The organism is Gloeocapsopsis crepidinum LEGE 06123, assembly GCF_015207655.1.
Lineage (GTDB): Bacteria > Cyanobacteriota > Cyanobacteriia > Cyanobacteriales > Chroococcidiopsidaceae > Gloeocapsopsis > Gloeocapsopsis crepidinum.
The window spans coordinates 12,961-32,735 of sequence record NZ_JADEWN010000046.1; the positions used below are offsets into that span (position 1 = coordinate 12,961).

The following is a 19,775-nucleotide window of genomic DNA, read 5'->3' on the forward strand; positions in this document are numbered from 1 at the left end:
CAATAATGGTCATTAGCACTCAGTGACAGTGTCTTATGAGACTAACTGGCTAACAGCAGGTCAGTTACACTGTAGATTAGTCTACATAACACGTAAGTGACGCTTTATCTTCGGTAAATGCATTTTCATCTATGCCTATCGCCTCTACTTCCTCTCATTTAGTAAATGCTTCTCCCCGCGTTACGATTGTGGGCGTCGGTAAAGTTGGTAGCACTTTAGCTCAACAAATTGGTGAGAAAAATCTTGCTGATGTAGTGTTATTAGATGAAGTAGAGGGTTTACCTCAAGGTTTAGCGCTCGATTTGATGGAAGCAAAAGGAATATCGCAGCATAGTCGTCAGTTTATTGGCACAACAAATTATGCTGATAGTGCTGGTTCAGACATCGTAGTCATTACAGCAGGGCAACCACGTAAACCAGGGATGAGCCGAGATGCGTTGCTTAAAACCAATGCCAAAATCGTAGTTGAGACAGCAACAAATGCGATCGCTCATTCTCCTAATGCAATCTTAATTGTGGTGACTAATCCCTTAGATGTGATGACGTATCTTGCTTGGCAAGCCACTCAACTTTCTGCCCAACGAGTAATAGGTATGGCTGGAGTTCTAGACTCAGCGCGCTTCCAGGCTTTTGTTGCGATGGAGTTAGGCGTCAGTATTGCAGATGTACGAGCAATAGTGTTGGGTAGTCATGGCGATTTGATGGTACCTTTGCCACGCTATTCTACAGTTAATGGTGTTCCAATTACAGAGTTGATCAATGCTACAACAATCGAGCGCTTAGTAGAAAGAACTCGGAAGGGAGGCGCAGAAATTGTCGAGTTGATGCAGACAGGTAGTGCTTATTTTGCGCCTGCGGCGTCTACATTTTTAATGGTTGAAGCTATTCTACTTAATCAGTTCCGTTTAGTGCCTGTAGCAACTTATCTGCAAGGTGAATATGGCTTGCATGACATCTTCATTGGCGTGCCTACCTTGCTTGGGGCTAGTGGTGTCGAGAAGATATTAGAACTACAACTAACAGATACAGAAATTGCTGCATTACACTTAGCAGCGCAAGAAGTTCGACAAAATGTTGAGCAAGCACGATCGCTTGTAAAAATAAACTAAGTACAAAAAGTATTTTGCTTCTTAAAAAGACATACTTAATTTCACTGAAAATTTACGTACGTCTACGGTAGAGCAGCTTTTTTTCTATCAATATACTGAAATAAGCAGTATTTTATTGGTATTAGTACTTTGCCGTAAAAGCTTAGAGCTAATCCTACAAAGATTAAAGGATAAAGGTCTTACTTTTTAAGTATTACTGAAAAACTCCTCACCGAGTTTCCCTACTTTTCCTTATTGAGAAATTACAAATCTCAGTAGTAATCTAACAATACGTAGCAAAATCTTTACTGAATTTTCATTACTACTGTTTGATTAAACCTTAGTTTCTTTACTCAAAATCAGGCATGCTCTAATTGTTGGTACTTATCTTATTTAAAAGTATTTATGAATACTATTTTCTTGCTCTATCTGGTTACTGCCTATCTCTTTTCAGGATTTGTTTGCTGGCTAGCTATATTAAAAAGCTGTAATCGGCGCTTTTCACCTCCGCGCTGGCAATGTCCTCTAATAGTGACTTTTTGGCCAATTTGGATTATGTTTGAGATTAGAAACTAGCAGAATTATGTCAGTGGATTAGCCATTTAGAAGCTTTACTTAAAATACATCAAATAGTAACTATTTTTTTATACTTTAATAGCAAAATATTAACTTACTACACGTCCTAGCATTTCTCTCAGAACTGAAGAATGATTTATTGCTGACAGTTAGGACAAAAGTGAGAAGAACGTCCTGCTAATCTAATCCGTTGAATTGGTGTTTGGCAGATGCGACAGGGTTGTCCGGTACGGTTATAAACCCAAGCAATACCGCTGTATTTACCATTAACACCTTGTACATTCAAAAAGGTACTAAAGGTCGTCCCACCTGCTGCGAGACTTGTTTTTAATACTTGGATAATGGCATGGTGCAGCATTTCTATCTGAGATAAACTCAACTCAGTACAAAGAGTTGTTGGTTGCAGTTTACTGAGAAATAATGCTTCATCAGCGTAGATATTACCTAATCCAGCAACAAGTGCTTGGTCTAGAAGAGCAGTTTTGATTGCGCGGTGGCATTTCTTGAATTTTTGTGCTAAGTACTCGACAGAGAATTGGGGAGCAAACGGATCTAATCCTAGTCTGGCTAGACCTGTCATAACGCTTTCAGATGGAATTCCTGGTGGTACCCACCACATTTGACCAAAAGTTCGTTGGTCAACAAAGCGCAACTCTAGCCCATGAGCAAAAAAAAGTCTAACGCGAGTGTGCTTTTGTAAATCTTCGTCTTGGTTTAACCACAACAACTGACCAGTCATGCGCAAATGTACGCCCAACCAGCCAGCTGCAGCTTCTGTAGAATTTTGAGTTAGTTCAGCTAATAAGTACTTGCCATAACGATGCCAATGAGCGACCGCACTTCCTTGAATACCTGTAAGAAAGTCTGCTATAGAAATAGGGTGGGCGATCGTGCGCTCTAATAACACATCCCCACCCATAATTTTTTTGTTCAAGGTCAGTTGATTTAGACCCTGTCGTACAGTTTCTACTTCAGGTAGTTCCGGCACAATTTAACGAGAATCGGTTCCTTGGTTAGCATCACCCACTACAGTAGAACTACCTTCTCCAGACTCTGGTGCAGCTGTCGTCTTGCCTTCAGGTTTTAGCGGAGTTCCCTGACCAGTTGTCCGAGTGCGCTCATCGATGGTAGTTTGTTTACCACCGGAAGCGGATGGAGTGGCTTTTTTCGCTTTGGATACAGGTTTTTCAATCTCTACTAGTTCTGTTTCAGAAAAGTTATTGGTGTTTACACCTGCGTAGTTGACTTTATCAAAGCGGACAATCACTGGGTAGCGAATGCCACTTTTGTCAACAGAGGCAACAACTCCTGTATCTTGAAACCAGTAGGACTCTTTGCGGAGGATTCGCACTTTTGAACCACGTTCAACCATTTGTACTTTTCCTTTTAATTATCAATGCCACTGATACGGCTAATAGATTTCACTCTACAACCTGTTGTCAGCAATAAAGTCAAGTATTAAGTTATTTGTCTGACTGAGGCTATCAACTATTTTTCAGCGTACTACTCAGCAGCAACTTACTGTACTCTTCAAGCTTTAAGTTTTATGAATTTGTGATAAGTCGATCTACTCATTAATTAATGTTAAGTTATGGATTTTTAGTTGTCTGATGGCTCAATCCAGCGTACTGCAATAAAATGTGCCGTTTGACCCCAAGCATCGCGCGTTATCCTGACGTTCTCCACTGCCAAGTTAAAAGGAATTGCTGTTGTGAGGTAACGTTGAGCTAATATTCCAACATTTGGTGCTAAATGAGCAGCTGTAGTTGCCGCTAATCCTAAACCAAAAAGTTGCTCAATTGGTCCACGTGGTAAAAGCAGATGAAATCCTACAGTTAGCCCTGCCGCTAGTAAAATTCCCACAGAAAGATTCGTACCACAACGCGGATGTATGGCTAGACTCCATTCTCCTCCTACTAGTCGTTGCAAAGCTGTTTCAACCGCGCTACTTAGAGTGGCTTGACTGAAATGACCGTAGAGATAAAATCCTTGCTCAGTAGATAATCCTCCTAGCAACTGACTCTCAGTTGAGTTTTGACTCGTATTATGTAGTTCGCTTAGTACCCATACAGTTGCATGTTCAAGGGCATGAACCTGCCTCAGCATTACAATATCTTTTATTCTTGGAATAAAAGCTAGCTGTCTAACAATTTCTGTATCTTGGTTTTGTATAGGCTGGATTAGACTATCAAAATCACAAAAGTTGAAAATACCCTGAGAAGATTTTGTATCAGTGATATTCATGGCAGCATTTCTCCAAAAGCTGCTAAGTAAAGAGTTGCCATAGGAGTTTGTTTCTAGCTGCGTGCTGGTTAAAACAGCACTACGGTGTAGTTATGCTCACATCTAACGCGCGTTGCTTTTTAGCTCATTTAGGTTTCCTACCAAATTGAGAAAGATACAAATACTATATTCACTGTACAAAATTTGATTAAGAAACTGTGCCATCACTATGATTCGGCAGAATACAGCAATTTACATCATTTAAGCAGACTTTTCCCCACTGCAAAGCCCACCTTACTAGGGCAACACGGTTTTCCGTCGCTGTTTTAGTCAGAATGTTACTAATGTGATTGTCAACAGTACGCTTACTAATATCTAACTTTTCTGCTATCTCTTGGTTTGTTAAGCCAGCAGCTACTAGATCGATAATTTGTAATTCTCGTTCAGATAAGGAAACAGGGGTTTGAGATTCGCCACCAGCCATACTAGCAATTAGTCCTTAGTATATCTACTTACTCTCCTTCTTCAATTCTAAAGGATTCTTTGAAGGGTGGCTTCTCTAGCCTTTGGATCAGTTGTCTTTTTTTGTCTGAACAATGAAGATAGCTGTAATCTACTTCGTACCAAAAAAGTCAGTTTTTCTTCAAAAACTAATTTGATAAAGTTTTAAGTAGAAATACTCACAACACTTAAAGAAAAATTGTCAATTTGAAACACCAAAAATAGTAAAAAAATAGCTATTTGCTTTTTGTATGAACTTGTACTTAAAAACGACATTTTTAGAAAAGTCAAATTAAGTTTTCTACTTTTATTTAAATACAACTTACTTACGAAAGTACTTTTAGGCGATCGCAAAAATAAATATTGCGACATCAGCGCTATTTGCCAGAGCGTAATTCTTATTATATTTAAGTTGAAATGGGTAATATAAGTAAAGTTTAAGTAACTTTGGTTAAGCTGTATTGTACGTAATTATGCTTAAATTTTATCCAACTCCAGCAATATTAATTATTTCAAGTACACTTGCGATCGCTGGTATTGCTTGCAGCAGCAAACCAAATATTAATTCATTAAATAGAACGCCCACAGTTTCCATATCACCTGTGCCCAGTGCGGCAGTCAACCCATCTACCGTTCAGAAGGCATTGCCGTTTACACCAGAATTACAACCTAGTCAATTTGATTTGGCACTAGACAAAGCAGCGTCAGCATATAGCATCAGCCAATCTGCACAATCAGCAGATGATTGGAAGTTGGTCGCGAGCAAATGGCAAGAAGCGCTAACCTTAATGCAGGCAGTACCTGTAGACAGTCGTTATCGAGCGATCGCCCGAAAAAAAATTGCTGAATATCAACGAAACATTAATTATGCTCAGCAGCAGATAAAAATTAGCTTGACTGCTGTACCTCAATTAGAAAGCTTACCTTTGAGCCTTCAAGAGTCTCAAGTCATTGAAGATACATCATCAGGACAACAGACTCAAACCATTGTTCGAGTTCCAGTTCAACGCCGAGAAAGCGGTACACCAGTAATAAATGTTACTTTTAATGGCACAAAACAGTTTGAGATGATCGTCGATACAGGGGCAAGCAGTACGGTGATCACTCAAGAAACTGCAACTCAGTTGGGAATAGTGCCAGTAACAACTGCAAAAGCAAATACTGCCAGTGATAGAGGTGTGGATTTTTTTATAGGATATGTCGATTCTATAGAAGTTGGAGGAGTAGTTGTTAACAATTTACCGGTAGCGATCGCACCATCATCACAACTAGAAACTGGTCTACTAGGACACGATTTCTTTAATAATTATGACATTACATTCAAGCGTGATGTCATTGAATTTCGCCTGCGTTAGCCGACTATTATGCGAAGCTAAAAAGCGAAAGCTAAATCATATAAACAATACTTACTTCTTGATTAATTAAAGCTAGTTTTAGGCACAACTAATGCAGCGAATCGTTTTAATTTCGATCAAAATTATTGTGACTGTTGCTGGAATCAACCTCATTTTGTCGAAAGCGGTACCTACAGTAAGCTACGCTAACACTCAAAAAGCAGAAAACTGCTACATGATCAATGCAGCGGGCGCAGTTGTTAACCTGAGCAACCTTTGTCCAGACAGCCAGCGATCGCAGTCAAAAACCCCAGAGGTATTTACTGCTAGAATCAAACGTCGTTATGGTGGGATACCAGTTATTGACGTAACGTTCAACGGTCAACAGCAATTTGAAATGATTGTAGATACAGGAGCAACACAAACATCAATCACCCCAGCGATGGCAGATCAACTAGGGTTGATACCTGTGGATAGCCAAATTGTTCAAGTTGCCAGTGGAGAGGCTGTCAGATTGCCCGTAGGACGCGTTACTTCAATTGAAGTTAGTGGTGCTATTCTTGGAGATACCCAAGTACTAATCGCACCATTGCCACTATTAGGGCAAAACTTTTTTAGCCATTACGATGTAACAATTAGGCAAAATGTCGTTGAGTTTCATGTTCGTTGAAGAAACTCGACTAATTGCTCCAGCTTAGTCCAAGCAGCCCCACTCAGAAGAATATCCTTCGCCAACGTAATTCCAGTTGCCAGATCTTCCGCAGGAACAAGCCCTGCTACTTGTAAGGCTAACGAAGCATTAAGGGCTACTACGTCTTGTTGAGCTACTGTTCCTCTACCCTGTAAAACCGCCTGCAAAATTTCTGCGTTTTCTTGCACATCACCTCCACGAAGTGCTGTTGTCGGAGCAGGAGTTAAGCCAAATTGTAGAGGATCAATAGTTGTCAAATGAACTTGACCTTGAGACAGAATAGCCAAATCAGTGAGATCAGCTAAGCCTGCTTCATCTAGCTTTTCACGCCCATGAAGTGCGATCGCTCTTTGTGTACCCAATTGACATAATGCCTGAGCAACAGTTTGTAAAATTGTGGCATCAAATACTCCAATAACTTGCCCTGTAGGACGCAACGGATTAATCAAAGGTCCCAAAAGATTAAACACAGTTCTTACTTTAAGCGTTTGCCGCAGCGGCGCTACAACCTTCATGGCAGGATGCCAACCACGCGCAAACAAAAATGTAATTCCTACTTCCTCAAGCGCAGCTTGAACTTGTTGTGCTGACGCGTTTAAATCAACACCTAGTGCTTCCAAAACATCAGCAGAACCAACGCGACTTGAAGCAGAACGATTGCCGTGTTTCGCAACACGAACTCCAGCAGCAGCTGCCACAAAGGCAACTGCAGTTGAGATATTGAATGTAGCAGCACCATCACCGCCAGTGCCACATGTATCAATCACTGGCTGATCGTGAATAATTTGCTCTTGGCATTGAGACTGAACGAGTAGAACCTCAGCCATTCCTGCAAGTTCTTCTGCCGATACGCCTTTCACTTGAATTGCGGCTAAGATTGCACCTGATAGAACAGGTGGAATTGTTTCATTTAGCCATCCTTGCATCAGTTGCGCGGCTTGTTCCCGAGATAGCGACTGGCGATCTAAGAGTTGTTGTAATAACTCGCTATTCCAGTTTGCAGGAGGCTCTGAAGTGGCAGTTGCTAATGATGGAGAGTAGGTCATAGATTAAGTTAAATGATCTAGCACTGGATGAGATACAAAGCAACTAAACTGCTACGATTCAATAGCTACAGGAAAAAACCGCTTATCTTCAGAAGAGTATTGCCAAGCAATTCCTTCAGGATCGCGGCTACGACTCCATTCAGAGAAATCTGGATTTGAGCGATGCTTGTAAACTGTACTAGAGTTGACAGCTAATCGCTTGGCAAGTTCAGATTGCAAAAGTGAGTCTGGCACTAAGTGCTCTTGAGTATGTGTTGGTGCGGCAAAGCTAGGATCTGCCTCACCAAGTCTTGTCAGTTCAGCTTGTGCTTGTGAATGGTTTTGTAGATTTTGCTTTAAGTTTTCAGTTGCTCTAGGCAAATCTTCAACTACAGTTTTTTGCTCAGATTTTAGTTCTGGTAAGGTTACAGGTATTTCGCTGTCATCAAAAATACTACCCAGAGTTTTAGCTGTGATAAAGAAATAACCACTATTTCCATCTTCTGGTTCAAGAACCCGTGCTCCAAATTCTGCTGCTTTGTAGTCAAGATAGCGTTTTGCCTTTGCTGCGGGGAGGTTTGCCCGCATTACTAAATCAAGAGTTGTGATTCGTCCTTGATTTTCTTGAATTAACTTATGGAAAGTAGGATTTAGAGTTTTACTCCACTTTTGCCATCGATAGCGTTGGAAAATATTCAAAAGCAAAATAAAACCAGCAATTGCCAGTAGCAATCGCCAGGTGGAGAAGAGGAAAGTAATCGCAAGCGCGACTGGCAATATGAGAATTAGAAAACTATCAGCGCTGTCGGTTGATTTTACTGTCATGCCCATTGTTGCAAATCAATTTGCTGGCAAACAATCTTATCTTGGCAAAAATTGCGCCCAATTTTACCAACGACTTTATAAAAAACAAACTATTCGAGCAATTTTTTTCTAGCTCGGTTTGCCCTAGCCTCTACACTTGCCATCACTTCATCTCTTTTTTCCAGCATTTCGCCAGGATAATTTTCTAAAACCTTTGTAGATAGGGAGATTCGGCTTTGAGTTTCATCTACATCAACAACGATCGCATGAATCTCTTGACCAACTTGGAACAGCAAGGGCAAAGATTCTATATAGTTTTGGCTTATTTGCTTGATGTGCAACAACCCATTGATATTGTTTAAGTCAACAAAAACCCCAAACGGCTTGATAGCAGTAATTTTGCCTGTTACTAGCTGACCTAGTTCAAACTGAGTGATTGCTTGCGATCGCGTTGCCAAACGTTGCGAAAGAACTAGCTTATTGCTACTGGAATTGATCTCTAGCAAACTTGCAGTGAGATTTTGCCCCACAAGATTTTCTAAGTTTTCTCGTTCGAGTAAGTGCGATCGCGGAATAAACCCTCGCAAGCCATGTACATCTACTATGACACCACCTTTGTTGACTCCACTCACTCGCACTTCTAAACTTTTACCGTCTTCTTGCATTTCTCCCAACTGTTCCCATAGTTGTTTAATTTGCAGTTGACGGCGAGATAAGGTAACTTGCCCATCAGCATTTTGTTCGCGGATAATCAGAAATTCTCGTTCTTCCTGCAAAGGCAAAACAGTAGACAGATCGGTTACTGAGTGCAAGCCTACTTCAGTTAGGGGGATAAAAGCTGCCGATTTTCCGCCAATATCTACATAAGCACCATCACTCTCATATTGAAATACCTTTCCTCGCACGACTTGTCCTTTGCGAAATTGAAAGTCTTGTTGATCCAAAGCTTTGGCAAAATCATCCATAGAAAAGGATGAACTAGTAGCAGAAGGTTTAAATTCAGATGTCATGAGATAGTACTAATTCACAAAAACAAACAAGCCGTTTATATATCGTATGTCCTCAAAATCTGGAGGAGCAAGCCATTATAGTTCTTTCAGCTTTAAACTTCCTTAAGATGGTTCTGAAATAATTGTTTGACATGTTCCCACGCATCAGCAGCAGCTTCCGGATTGTAGCTAGCACGGCGATCGCAGAAAAAACCATGATCGGCTTGCGCGTAGCGAAAGATCTTATGCAAAACTTGATACTTTTTTAATTCTGCCTTAATTTGATTGACATCTGTTTCAGGAATACTCGCATCTTCCGTGCCAAAAAAAGCGTAAATTGTACCGCTGATTTCAGGAGTACGCTTAATAGTAGGAGAGCCACCTCCAGGAGTTTGATGTACAATTCCTGCTCCGTAGAAAGATGCAGTCGCTTGGATATCTTGGAGAGTAGCAGCTAAGTAAGCAACATGACCACCGAAGCAAAAGCCAATACATCCGAAGCCGTTTTTTCTCACTTGTGGTTGGTCTTTGAGATAGTCAATTGCAGCTTGAATATCACTCAAGAGTTCAGTAGCTTTGGTTTGTTGTTTGTATTTTCTGCCAAGTTCAAGATCTTGTGGCGAGTATCCTACTTCAAAATTAGGCACAACACGGTGAAAAATTGCGGGAGCGATCGCAACATATCCTTCTTTGGCAATTCTTTCTGTCACATCCCGAATATGTTCGTTGACACCAAAGATTTCCTGAATCACAACAATTCCAGGGTAAGAACCTCCACCAACAGGCATTGCCAAATAAGCTGGGATTTGAAGCTCAACGTTAGGAATTTTTACATGAGAAGTCTGAATTTCTACCATAGCTATGATGAATGTTAGCTGTCTCGTGGGATGCTGAGATAAATGTGTTAATAAATTGATGTTATCGAGATATTGAATAATGGTGCAGTAAGCTCAAAGTCTAAAGAAATTTTGCTAATTGTTGAGAACTTATGCAGATTTGCTAAGAACCCAAGGAATGCAGTAAAGATTTTAAGCACAGTTAACTCTTAACACAACAAATATGCATTGCCCTTGGCTGCAGGTATTATCTGTTTTTTGTCTTTTAGTCTTTTCATAGTCAATCTGTAGTAAACCATTTGAGTATTAAATGCATTCGTTGATTCTCGCTACGGATTGTCTTTTGGAGGAACAATGGTTCAGTTTCATATTCAACCAGATAGTGAAATTCCAGCTTCAACTCAGTTACTCAACCAAATTTGGTACGCGATTACTTCTCGGCAATTTCCCCCAGGGCATCGGCTACCCAGTACGCGTGCTCTTGCGATGCAAACAGGGTTACACCGGAACACAATCAGTAAAGTCTACCGCCACCTAGAGGACGACGGACTTGTTGAAAGTCGAGCTGGATCTGGTATTTACGTCCGTGCCCAACCATCAATGCGGAACCCAGCGCCAATTCCTATTTTGGAGAAGTATCCTCAAGCAGAAAAAATTGTCCAAAATAGTCTCGATGAATTGCTTAAAATTGGTTGTTCGTTAAATCAAGCAAGGGAACTATTTCAAGCAGAAATAGATTGGCGATTGCGTTCGAGTGCCAGAGTGTTGGTGACAGTACCAGCAGATGATATTGGTGCAGGTAAGTTGATGGTTGACGAATTAGAGCAATCTCTAAAAAGACCTGTACAGTTAGTTCCATTAGAAGAACTTGCACAAGTACTAGAGCAAACACCTGCAGGAACAGTGGTAACAACTCGGTACTTTATTGCCAGAGCTGAAGCGATCGCTACTCCTAAATCTGTTCGTGTTATCCCTATTGATATCTATGACTATGCCAAAGAAATTCAATTACTGAAAAAATTACCTAAAGGCACTAATCTAGGTATGGTTAGCCTCAGTTCTGGTATTCTTCGAGCAGCAGAAGTGATTGCTTACAGTCTTAGAGGTGATGAACTGCTAGTTATGAGTGCACAATTAGGAGATAATTACAAACTCAGCGCTATTGTTAAAAGTGCTCAGGTTATCATTAGTTTTGATCAAGCAAGTTTTCCTGCTATTAAAGCAGCTGTACAGGCAGCTAGAGAAGACATTATCCGTCCTCCGCAGCTGATTTGTAGTGAGAATTATATTAGTGAAAAATCGATTGATTTTTTAAAGAGAGAACTTGGCTTAGGATAGACCTAGATGTAGTCAAGGTTGCTTTAGCGCAATAGACTAGGTGCTGCTTCTCTCAATAAAGAAAACGTACCATCAGCAACAAACTGAACAGCGATCGCCAAAATAAAAAACCCTAGCACTCGATTTAAGGCTCCCAGCCCATTTTTTCCCAACACGCCAACTAAAGGTTCTCCCAAAGCTAAGCATAGATATATCGTCACTCCAAGCAAGACAATTCCAAGTAAACAACCCGCATCATCAACCCATCTGGTGTTACTTGCTGCAAAACCAATAACGACACCAATCGCACCAGGTCCACTAATCATAGGAATTGCCATCGGTGTAAAAGAAATATCTTCTTTATCTACTGCTTCATCACTTTCTGGGCGCGTGAGTCGTTGACGCGCTGTAACCATTTCCCAAGCTGTATGGGCAATCAATAACCCTCCTGCAATTCGCAACACTCCTAGTGAAATGCCAAAAAAGCTCAGGATTTCTCTTCCTGCCAGCAAAAAAACTCCCAAAATCAAAACGACATTAATTGCTGTCTGACGTGCTTGATGTAGACGATAAAGTTTCGTATTCACTGCTGTCAAACCATAAAAAATTGGTATTGCACCGACTGGATTGGTAACGGGAAATAAAGTCAAAAATGTTCCGATCGCAGCGGAGGTTAGCTGTTGCCACATAGGTTCCTTCAGCCAGCTATTTTTATTGGTTGCTCAATCTGCAAGAATGTACGAACCTTTTGCAGATAAGTTTCTGCATCTTCCAACATAGGAAAATGAGCAGTTTTAGGAATCATGACATATTGTACCAACGGGTTTAATTCTGCGGCTTGGCGTCCCATTTCTGCTGGAATAATTTTGTCATACTCTCCAGCTACTAATAGAGTTGGTACTGCAATTTGCGCAAACTCTTGCGGCATCATTTCAGCTGCTTGTTTGCTCACTGAAGTAAAAATTGTGCCTAAGGCTGCTTGATAATCGGCAATGAGAAAATCTTGTAAAAAAGCCTTGCGTTCAGCCGCAGGTATCGGACGATGCAAAAACCGAGCGATAAACATCCGATCCACTAAAGGTATTTGACTGAGCCACTTTGGACGAAATTTAACAACATACCCACCAAACTTGTGAAAAGCAGTAAATGCTTTCTCGTCATATTCAAAAATGCCGCTACAAGTAAGAATAGCTCGATTTACCCGCTGTGGGTAGCGGTTGAGAAATAAAGTAGCAATAGATGCTCCCATTGAGTGAGCATTAAGATACACCTGCTGAATTTGCAAGCAATCTAGTAGGACTGCTAAGTCTTCTGCGTATTCTTCTAACTCGTAAGTTAACTCTTTCACTGCTGCTGACTTTTCTTGAGATTCTGAGTCAGCAACTGTCATACTGGTTGATGTTAGCGGAGATTTACCTAAAGATCTGCCAAACCCTCGAAGATCGTAAAGCAAACAATCAAAGCTATCTGCAAGGGCATAGGCTACACTTTGCCAATACCGCGCTGAGCCAGCCCAACCGTGGATAAATACCATCACAGGTTTAGCTTGTAACTCTGTTGGTGTCCGAACCCACTCGTAGTAATGTTCAACGCCACGAATACCAATGTAAGGCATTTTCCCCAAACTTTTGCAAAAATAATTTCCTAAGTTGAAATTCAGCTAAAGATAATAGCAATTAAGCTTGCACCTTTAACCTTTTTCTTTTAACCTACGACTGATTGGCAACTTTTGCAAAATGTCTAATCTGATGCCTAGGCTGATTCTGGCTTAGGAAGTGATGAAGGATGCATTAATAGTTCTGCTGTCGAGCGTTTTTCTACCATTTCTGGTGTCACGGTGCAGCGAGTAAGATCCTTGCGTGAAGGCAGCTCATACATAACGTCTAACATCAATTCTTCCACAATGCCGCGTAGTGCTCTTGCACCAGTTTTACGACGATACGCTTCTTGTGCGATCGCTCGCAGTGCATCTGGTTTGAACTCAAGTTGAACGTTGTCCATCTTAAGTAATTTTTGATATTGCTTCACCAACGCACTGCGGGGCTGAGTCAAAATTGCCATTAAAGCTTCCTCATCCAGCGGATCGAGCACAGCTACCACAGGTACTCTGCCAATGAACTCAGGAATCATGCCAAACTTTACTAGGTCATCCGGTTCTAAATGCCTTAAAACATCGGCAGTTCGCTGATCTCGTGATGAGCTTTCTCCAGGCTGAATAAAGCCCATTGATTTTTTGCCAGTACGCTGTTCTACAACTTTTTCTAAGCCGACAAATGCACCACCACAAATGAATAGAATGTTACTTGTGTCTATTTGAATGCAGTCTTGATAAGGGTGTTTGCGCCCTCCCTGAGGCGGTACATTTGCTAGCGTTCCTTCTAACATTTTGAGCAATGCTTGCTGCACGCCTTCACCAGAAACGTCGCGTGTGATTGAGGGATTTTCACTTTTGCGAGCAATTTTATCGATCTCATCAATATAAATAATTCCCCGCTGTGCTTCTTCTACATCCAAATCAGCCACTTGCAAAAGCCGCAGCAGAATGTTTTCAACATCTTCCCCAACATAGCCTGCTTCTGTAAGCGTTGTTGCATCGGCAACAGCAAAAGGTACGTCTAAGATCTTTGCTAAAGTTTGTGCTAAAAGCGTTTTGCCGCAACCTGTAGGACCAATTAAGAGAATGTTCGACTTTTGTAGTTCTACAGCCTCTTCTGACGCCTTACCACTGTTTTTGGCTTGTACAACACTTAACCGCTTGTAGTGGTTATATACCGCAACTGATAAAACCTTTTTTGCCTCATCTTGACCAATAACATGATCGTCAAGATGGTTTTTAATTTCTCGCGGCTTAGGCATTTGACTAAACGAGAAATTACTCGAACGGTTGCGCCGCTTTGGTGGAGTTTCAACTCGATTTGTCTGCTGTGGCGCTGTTTCTTTTGAATCGAGTAATTCCTCATCTAATATTTCGTTACATAAGTCAACACACTCGTCACAAATGTAGACTCCCGGTCCAGCAATTAGCTTGCGCACCTGCTCTTGAGATTTACCGCAGAATGAACATTTTAGATGGGAGTCGTACTTTGACATACCTGCCTCTTAATTTACTGTGCTTACTGGTTCGTTGGCTTTGGGGAGATTTTGTCTAGAAATAACTTGGTCGATTAAACCATAGTTGCTTGCTTCTTCAGCTGACATAAAGAAGTCTCTTTCAGTATCAGCTTCAATACGCTCTAGTGGTTTACCTGTATGATGCGCCAATATTTCATTGAGCTTCCGCTTAAGGTATAAAATCTCTTTCGCTTGAATTTCAATATCGACTGCTTGACCTTGAGCACCACCAAGTGGTTGGTGAATCATTATCCGTGAGTTTGGTAAAGACATCCGTTTACCATGCGCTCCTGCTGCCAAGAGAAAAGCACCCATACTGGCAGCTAATCCAAAGCAGATCGTAGCAACATCACAGCGAATTTGCTGCATAGTGTCATAAATCGCCATGCCAGCTGTTACAGATCCCCCTGGCGAATTGATGTAGAGCTGAATGTCCTTTTCTGGATCTTCTGCATCTAGAAATAATAACTGTGCAACAATCGAGTCGGCTACAGTGTCATCCACCTGAGTTCCCAAAAAGATAATACGCTCTCTGAGTAATCGCGAGTAGATATCAAATGCCCGCTCACCCATACCCGATTGCTCTACAACCATAGGAACAATGTTACTGGCACCAAGCGAGTTGATTTCTAAGTAGTGTGAACTAATAATCGGGTGATTTGAAGTTTGAGATACGAGCATATCACAGTGTCTCAGAACGATACTGAATGTGTGGTGCATCTAAACAATTTGAAGCTATGAGCATTTAATGTTATTGGATACACTATCTGTGAACTATTATGCCTTATCTATCAAAGAATCAACTTTGAGATATGTTCTTAACTTAAAAAAACAATGTTACTTTAAGTAGAGTACATTGTTTTTATCTTTATATTTTTAAGATAGCAGCAATAGCATCTTTACGGCTGTAGACAGGGTAATTTCATCCAGCAGTTTTTCTACCTAAACGTTACCGATGCTAATTGCTGCTGCTTGAGCAGACATTTATGCAGATGCTGTAATTATGCCGTTGTCTCAACTTCAGATAGCGGAGAATCATCGCTAGCAGAGTCAGAAAGTGCAGCTTCTACTTCTTGTTGCGAATCTGCTGAAGCACTCAATGAGCCTTCAGGCAACAACTCCATAGTACTACGATCTTCCAACCAACTCATAATTTTTTCTTTGAGTAAGTCTTCTTCTACAACTTCTCGCAATCTGTTTATGTCAATGTCATCGTTTGAGTACTCTGACAAAAGTTCTTTCACTTTTGCCTCTACTTCTGATTTTTCTACCTTGATTGACTCGCGTTGAGCTATTTCTTGAAGTGCTATTGCGCTTCTAAGCCGCTCAATAGCTTCTGGACGGGAATTTTCTCTTAGCTTGGCAACACTCTCTTGAGTAAACAGTTTTTTGACATCAATTCCTTGTTGACTCAACTGTACTGCTGCTTGAGTAAGCATATTGTTGACTTCTTGTGCTATGAGCGTTTCAGGCAAGTCTACCTCTAGATACTTAACCAGCTCATTTGTCAGTGCTTGCTCTTTGTTTGCTTTAGTTTGGCGCTCAGCCTCTGCTTTAAATCGCTCTTCTAACGAACTACGTAGTTCTGCTAGAGTTTGAAATTCGCTCACTTCTTGAGCAAAATCATCATCAAGCTCTGGAAGTTCTTTTTCTTTAAGCTCTTTCAAAGTTATTGTAAAAGTAGCTGCACGCCCTGCAACTTCTTGTTGAGGATAGTCTTCAGGGAACTGGGCTGTAACTTCTTTGGTTTCTCCAGGTTGCATCCCGACAATGCCATCAATAAAGCCAGGAATAAAGCGTTCTTGTTGCAGTTCTAGTTGAAAATCATCAGCCGATGCACCAGCAATTTCTTGTGGCTCCTGTTCCTCTTCTTGAGCTAGATAGCCTTTAAAGTCAACTATAGCAACATCTCCAAGTTGTGCTGCTCTTCCTTCTACTGGAATCAGAGTTGCCATTTCACTGCGTTGCTCTGCCAGTAAATTATCGACTTTTTCAGGGTTATACTTAACCTCCTCAGCTTTAACATGCAAATCGGTGTATTGGGTAAGATTTACTTCTGGTTGGACGTCAACTGCTGCAGAAAACTGTAAGGCTTGTCCAGGTTCATACTGCGCGATCAGTTCTTCAAATGAAGAGCGTAGCTGAGGTTGACCAATGGCTTGGATATCTTCTTGCTTAATTGCTTCAGTGATTCCTGTTTGAATAAGTTCTTCTAAGGCAGCTGCCTTGACTTGCACCGAACCTAATCGCTGAAGTAAGATTTGGCGCGGTACTTTTCCCTTGCGAAACCCAGGAACATTCATTGTGCGCGTTAGTTTTTGAATGACCTGGTCATAGGTTTGTTGAGACTTTTCTGCTGAAATTTCTATAGCCAAACCAATTTGACTAGCGGGAAGTTTTTCCTGGGTGACTTTCATGTTGCGCTTGTATTTCCGAACAATTTGACTACTCAAGCAAGACTGAACTAATTGCTACTTAGGATTTGCTCTTGAGCATTGAACTATTCTATCTTTAAGCTTAGTCTATGCCAGATAGTGCCAGAACATAAATTGTGGGCGATCGCATTACTTTTTGTCTAAATAAAAAAGTGCTTCACTCACTTGTCTTGATTAGGTTCTGTAGTGTGATATTCTGGTTGGCACTTTATGAATAACACTATTCGTTGTCCAAGCATGACATTTTAGATTAAAGCATCTGAAAGGTTCCAGCTACTTATGATGGTGTCAGTAGCAATTATGTACAGTATAAGTTCAAGAGGCGTTTAGGGTTAAAGTGCATACGTATCTATACATTGGTTACTCAATTTCGCGTGTCTTAATTAAATTCATCTGGCAGTAGAACCATGACTTTTGTTAACTGGCACAATAGCAGATGCGCCATCTAAGTTGTTAAAATTAGTTTAAAATAAAAAATATCCTATCTAATTTTGCATACTAAATTTAAAGAAAATTAAGAATTGTTTGATTGATAAAAATTACCTTGTTGTTAGTCAAAAAAGTTATTAGTTGTCATCAGAATGGATAGGAAACTAAGTAGGTAAATCTAAGATTAGAAAAAGTATCTATTTTTTTATAAAAAGATAAGTTAATTAAATAATTTTGTTTAAGGAGGAAAGTTTGACAAAATCATATCGTGTTGCAATCTTAGGTGCGACAGGCGCTGTCGGTGCAGAATTACTAGATCTGTTGGCTAGTAGAAATCTTCCAGTAGCTGATTTGAAACTACTAGCATCGTCTCGTAGCGCAGGCAAAAGTTTACAGTTTCAGGGAGAAAACATTGTAGTAGAATCAGTGAGCGATCGCTCATTTAATAATATAGATATTGTTTTGGCTTCGGCTGGAGGTTCTACCTCAAAAGCTTGGGCGGCAAAAGCTGTAGCATCTGGTGCAGTTGTTATTGACAATTCCAGTGCTTTTCGTATGGAGCCGCGCGTCCCTCTGGTAGTTCCTGAAGTAAATCCGCAAGCTGCTGCTAGCCACCAAGGTATTATTGCTAATCCTAACTGTACAACTATTTTGATGACAGTTGCTGTTTGGCCGTTACATCAAGTTAAACGAGTGCAGCGCATCGTTGCTGCAACATATCAATCAGCAAGTGGGGCTGGAGCAAGAGCAATGGAGGAAGTAAAAATTCAAGCTCAGGCAATACTCAATGGTGAAACGCCAACAGCAGAAGTTTTACCTTACCCATTAGCTTTTAACCTGTTTCCTCATAACTCTCCTATCAATGAACTGGGATACTGCGAGGAAGAAATGAAAATGGTCAACGAGACTCGCAAGATCTTTGACGACCAAAATATTCGAGTTACGGCAACCTGTGTTCGGGTTCCCGTCTTACGCGCGCACTCAGAAGCGATTAACTTAGAGTTTGAGACACCGATGAGTGTTCAGGAAGCAAAGGAAATTCTAAGCAAAGCTCCTGGCGTGCAGATTGTGGAAGACTGGAAAGCAAACTATTTTCCGATGCCAATTGAAGCGACAGGGCGCGATCCAGTTTTAGTAGGTCGCATCCGCCAAGATATTTCACATTCTCATAGTTTAGAGCTGTGGATTTGTGGAGACCAGATCCGCAAAGGTGCAGCACTCAATGCGGTACAAATTGCCGAACTATTGATTAAAAACGATTGGCTACAACCAACCTCTGGAAACCAACAACCAGTGACCATAGTTAATAGCTAACACACTGCTAAGATATGGACTGCTACTCAATGAGGAGTTAAAGGGTGATAGACTTTGGACGCGTTATGACGGCTATGGTTACGCCATTCAAGGAAGATGGCAACGTAAATTATGCCGTGGCAGAGCAATTGGCAGTGTATCTAACGGAAAACGGCACAGATACCCTCGTCGTCTGTGGTACTACTGGAGAATCACCCACTCTCTCTTGGGATGAAGAATATGAATTATTTCAAGTCATCCTTAAAGCAGTAGCAGGAAAAGCTTTGGTTATGGCGGGGACAGGCTCTAACTCAACTAAAGAAGCGATCGCAGCCACAGAAAAAGCCGCTAAAATAGGAGTACATGGATCTTTACAAATTGTTCCTTACTACAACAAACCACCACAAGCTGGTATTTATCAGCACTTCAAGGCAATTGCTCAAGCTTGTCCTGAACTGCCGATTATTTTATACAACGTGCCTGGACGCACTGGGCAAAACTTACAACCAGAAACGGTGGCTCGTTTGGCAGAAGTCGAAAATATAGTAGGGATCAAAGAATCAAGTGGTAATCTAGACCAAGCTAGTGAAATTCGCCGATTGACTTCAAGCGAATTTAAACTATACTCAGGTGACGACTCTTTAACATTACCCTTGTTATCAGTTGGTGGGAGTGGGGTTGTTAGTGTTGCTAGTCATTTGGTGGGTACACAACTCCAAAAAATGATTCAAGCTTTTACGACAGGACAAATTCAAGTAGCAACTCAAATTCATTTGAAACTTTTTCCATTATTCAAAGCTCTATTTGTTACAACCAATCCAATTCCTGTAAAAGCAGCACTTAAAATTCAAGGTTGGGAAGTTGGCTCAACACGCCTGCCATTACATGAAGAAGCAAATGAAGTTAGTCAAAAGCTAAAGAAAATACTAATAGAAATAGGCTTGAAATCTAATTCTTGAAAGATAAATTAAGTATAATTAAATATTAAATTTTAATTGAAGAAAGCTTTGTCAGAACTTGAGAAATACAGGTTTGTTGTATTTCTCAAACATCTTATTAAAACTTAAACAGTAGATATCTTATCGCTCGTTTGTAAAAAACTCACACGTAAAACTAGTAAAGT

General features: G+C 40.8%; 19 protein-coding genes. 6 read left to right on the forward strand and 13 right to left on the reverse strand.

The annotated features are described in order from the left end of the window. Window positions 1–131 precede the first annotated feature (131 nt). The gene (gene mdh, locus IQ230_RS17265; protein WP_193933511.1) at window positions 132–1,109 is read left to right on the forward strand and encodes a malate dehydrogenase; all 978 of its coding nucleotides are present in this window, start codon (window positions 132–134) and stop codon (window positions 1,107–1,109) included. 691 nt (window positions 1,110–1,800) lie between these two features. Here mdh and IQ230_RS17270 read toward each other — a convergent pair. From IQ230_RS17270 to pedR, 4 genes are all read right to left on the reverse strand, one after another. Next, window positions 1,801–2,652: a DNA-formamidopyrimidine glycosylase gene (locus IQ230_RS17270; RefSeq protein WP_193933513.1), complete on the reverse strand. Its 852-nt coding sequence runs from the start codon at window positions 2,650–2,652 to the stop codon at window positions 1,801–1,803. 3 nt (window positions 2,653–2,655) lie between these two features. After that, the gene (locus IQ230_RS27950; protein ID WP_193933515.1) at window positions 2,656–3,036 is read right to left on the reverse strand and encodes a photosystem I reaction center subunit IV; all 381 of its coding nucleotides are present in this window, start codon (window positions 3,034–3,036) and stop codon (window positions 2,656–2,658) included. A gap of 227 nt (window positions 3,037–3,263) precedes the next feature. Beyond that, window positions 3,264–3,908 (reverse strand): DUF6391 domain-containing protein, encoded by a 645-nt coding sequence (locus IQ230_RS17280; RefSeq protein ID WP_193933517.1) that lies wholly within the window; start codon window positions 3,906–3,908, stop codon window positions 3,264–3,266. A 187-nt stretch (window positions 3,909–4,095) separates the two neighbouring features. After that, a complete protein-coding gene (gene pedR, locus IQ230_RS17285; RefSeq protein WP_099702760.1) occupies window positions 4,096–4,371 on the reverse strand; it encodes a photosynthetic electron transport-dependent transcriptional regulator PedR in 276 nt (91 codons plus the stop codon). Window positions 4,372–4,861: 490 nt separating this feature from the next. Here pedR and IQ230_RS17290 point away from each other — a divergent pair, with 490 nt between their 5' ends. Both IQ230_RS17290 and IQ230_RS17295 read left to right on the forward strand, forming a co-directional pair. Next, window positions 4,862–5,743, forward strand: coding sequence for a retropepsin-like aspartic protease family protein (locus IQ230_RS17290; protein ID WP_193933519.1), 882 nt, complete (start codon window positions 4,862–4,864; stop codon window positions 5,741–5,743). A 91-nt stretch (window positions 5,744–5,834) separates the two neighbouring features. Then, a complete protein-coding gene (locus tag IQ230_RS17295; RefSeq protein ID WP_193933521.1) occupies window positions 5,835–6,392 on the forward strand; it encodes a retropepsin-like aspartic protease family protein in 558 nt (185 codons plus the stop codon). Here IQ230_RS17295 and trpD read toward each other — a convergent pair. The 4 genes from trpD to IQ230_RS17315 all read right to left on the reverse strand — a co-directional run bounded on the left by trpD (window position 6,380) and on the right by IQ230_RS17315 (window position 10,088). After that, window positions 6,380–7,459, reverse strand: coding sequence for an anthranilate phosphoribosyltransferase (gene trpD / locus IQ230_RS17300; protein WP_193933523.1), 1,080 nt, complete (start codon window positions 7,457–7,459; stop codon window positions 6,380–6,382). The genes IQ230_RS17295 and trpD overlap by 13 nt on opposite strands. A 51-nt stretch (window positions 7,460–7,510) precedes the next feature. Next, entirely contained in the window at window positions 7,511–8,263 is a 753-nt protein-coding gene (locus IQ230_RS17305; protein ID WP_228055084.1) for a hypothetical protein, read from the reverse strand. Between the two features lie 89 nt (window positions 8,264–8,352). Continuing rightward, window positions 8,353–9,252 carry a S1 RNA-binding domain-containing protein gene (locus IQ230_RS17310; RefSeq protein ID WP_193933528.1) on the reverse strand — a complete coding sequence of 300 codons (900 nt, stop codon included), beginning with the start codon at window positions 9,250–9,252 and terminating at the stop codon, window positions 8,353–8,355. A 92-nt stretch (window positions 9,253–9,344) separates the two neighbouring features. Continuing rightward, window positions 9,345–10,088, reverse strand: coding sequence for a dienelactone hydrolase family protein (locus tag IQ230_RS17315; protein WP_193933530.1), 744 nt, complete (start codon window positions 10,086–10,088; stop codon window positions 9,345–9,347). A 333-nt stretch (window positions 10,089–10,421) separates the two neighbouring features. On the opposite strand from IQ230_RS17315, the gene IQ230_RS17320 reads away from it, so the two are divergent. Further along, on the forward strand, window positions 10,422–11,405 hold the full coding sequence (locus IQ230_RS17320) for a GntR family transcriptional regulator (RefSeq protein ID WP_099702753.1): 984 nt from the start codon (window positions 10,422–10,424) through the stop codon (window positions 11,403–11,405). Window positions 11,406–11,428: 23 nt separating this feature from the next. Here IQ230_RS17320 and IQ230_RS17325 read toward each other — a convergent pair whose 3' ends face one another. From IQ230_RS17325 to tig, 5 genes are all read right to left on the reverse strand, one after another. After that, complete coding sequence (locus tag IQ230_RS17325) at window positions 11,429–12,073, reverse strand: MarC family protein (RefSeq protein ID WP_193933532.1); 645 nt, start codon at window positions 12,071–12,073, stop codon at window positions 11,429–11,431. 8 nt (window positions 12,074–12,081) lie between these two features. Further along, window positions 12,082–12,999, reverse strand: a complete 918-nt coding sequence (locus IQ230_RS17330) for an alpha/beta fold hydrolase (RefSeq protein WP_193933533.1) — start codon at window positions 12,997–12,999, stop codon at window positions 12,082–12,084. 137 nt (window positions 13,000–13,136) lie between these two features. Further along, complete coding sequence (clpX, locus tag IQ230_RS17335; RefSeq protein WP_193933534.1) at window positions 13,137–14,474, reverse strand: ATP-dependent protease ATP-binding subunit ClpX; 1,338 nt, start codon at window positions 14,472–14,474, stop codon at window positions 13,137–13,139. 9 nt (window positions 14,475–14,483) lie between these two features. Next, a complete protein-coding gene (gene clpP / locus IQ230_RS17340; protein ID WP_099702749.1) occupies window positions 14,484–15,176 on the reverse strand; it encodes an ATP-dependent Clp endopeptidase proteolytic subunit ClpP in 693 nt (230 codons plus the stop codon). 320 nt (window positions 15,177–15,496) lie between these two features. Next, complete coding sequence (gene tig / locus IQ230_RS17345) at window positions 15,497–16,912, reverse strand: trigger factor (RefSeq protein ID WP_193933535.1); 1,416 nt, start codon at window positions 16,910–16,912, stop codon at window positions 15,497–15,499. Between the two features lie 699 nt (window positions 16,913–17,611). Here tig and IQ230_RS17350 point away from each other — a divergent pair. Next, the gene (locus IQ230_RS17350; protein ID WP_193933536.1) at window positions 17,612–18,673 is read left to right on the forward strand and encodes an aspartate-semialdehyde dehydrogenase; all 1,062 of its coding nucleotides are present in this window, start codon (window positions 17,612–17,614) and stop codon (window positions 18,671–18,673) included. 65 nt (window positions 18,674–18,738) lie between these two features. Beyond that, window positions 18,739–19,611, forward strand: a complete 873-nt coding sequence (gene dapA / locus IQ230_RS17355) for a 4-hydroxy-tetrahydrodipicolinate synthase (protein ID WP_228055090.1) — start codon at window positions 18,739–18,741, stop codon at window positions 19,609–19,611. Window positions 19,612–19,775: the final 164 nt, after the last annotated feature.

Bases quoted from the DNA above. Each gene is read 5' to 3' on its own strand.
- IQ230_RS17325 (WP_193933532.1), bottom strand. From the start codon at position 12,073: ATGTGGCAACAGCTAACCTCCGCTGCGATCGGAACATTTTTGACTTTA.
- IQ230_RS17305 (WP_228055084.1), bottom strand. From the start codon at position 8,263: ATGACAGTAAAATCAACCGACAGCGCTGATAGTTTTCTAATTCTCATA.
- tig (WP_193933535.1), bottom strand. From the start codon at position 16,912: ATGAAAGTCACCCAGGAAAAACTTCCCGCTAGTCAAATTGGTTTGGCT.
- IQ230_RS17295 (WP_193933521.1), top strand. From the start codon at position 5,835: ATGCAGCGAATCGTTTTAATTTCGATCAAAATTATTGTGACTGTTGCT.
- IQ230_RS17290 (WP_193933519.1), top strand. From the start codon at position 4,862: ATGCTTAAATTTTATCCAACTCCAGCAATATTAATTATTTCAAGTACA.
- mdh (WP_193933511.1), top strand. From the start codon at position 132: ATGCCTATCGCCTCTACTTCCTCTCATTTAGTAAATGCTTCTCCCCGC.
- dapA (WP_228055090.1), top strand. From the start codon at position 18,739: ATGACGGCTATGGTTACGCCATTCAAGGAAGATGGCAACGTAAATTAT.
- clpX (WP_193933534.1), bottom strand. From the start codon at position 14,474: ATGTCAAAGTACGACTCCCATCTAAAATGTTCATTCTGCGGTAAATCT.
- IQ230_RS17330 (WP_193933533.1), bottom strand. From the start codon at position 12,999: ATGCCTTACATTGGTATTCGTGGCGTTGAACATTACTACGAGTGGGTT.
- pedR (WP_099702760.1), bottom strand. From the start codon at position 4,371: ATGGCTGGTGGCGAATCTCAAACCCCTGTTTCCTTATCTGAACGAGAA.
- IQ230_RS17280 (WP_193933517.1), bottom strand. From the start codon at position 3,908: ATGAATATCACTGATACAAAATCTTCTCAGGGTATTTTCAACTTTTGT.
- clpP (WP_099702749.1), bottom strand. From the start codon at position 15,176: ATGCTCGTATCTCAAACTTCAAATCACCCGATTATTAGTTCACACTAC.
- IQ230_RS17310 (WP_193933528.1), bottom strand. From the start codon at position 9,252: ATGACATCTGAATTTAAACCTTCTGCTACTAGTTCATCCTTTTCTATG.
- trpD (WP_193933523.1), bottom strand. From the start codon at position 7,459: ATGACCTACTCTCCATCATTAGCAACTGCCACTTCAGAGCCTCCTGCA.
- IQ230_RS17320 (WP_099702753.1), top strand. From the start codon at position 10,422: ATGGTTCAGTTTCATATTCAACCAGATAGTGAAATTCCAGCTTCAACT.
- IQ230_RS27950 (WP_193933515.1), bottom strand. From the start codon at position 3,036: ATGGTTGAACGTGGTTCAAAAGTGCGAATCCTCCGCAAAGAGTCCTAC.
- IQ230_RS17315 (WP_193933530.1), bottom strand. From the start codon at position 10,088: ATGGTAGAAATTCAGACTTCTCATGTAAAAATTCCTAACGTTGAGCTT.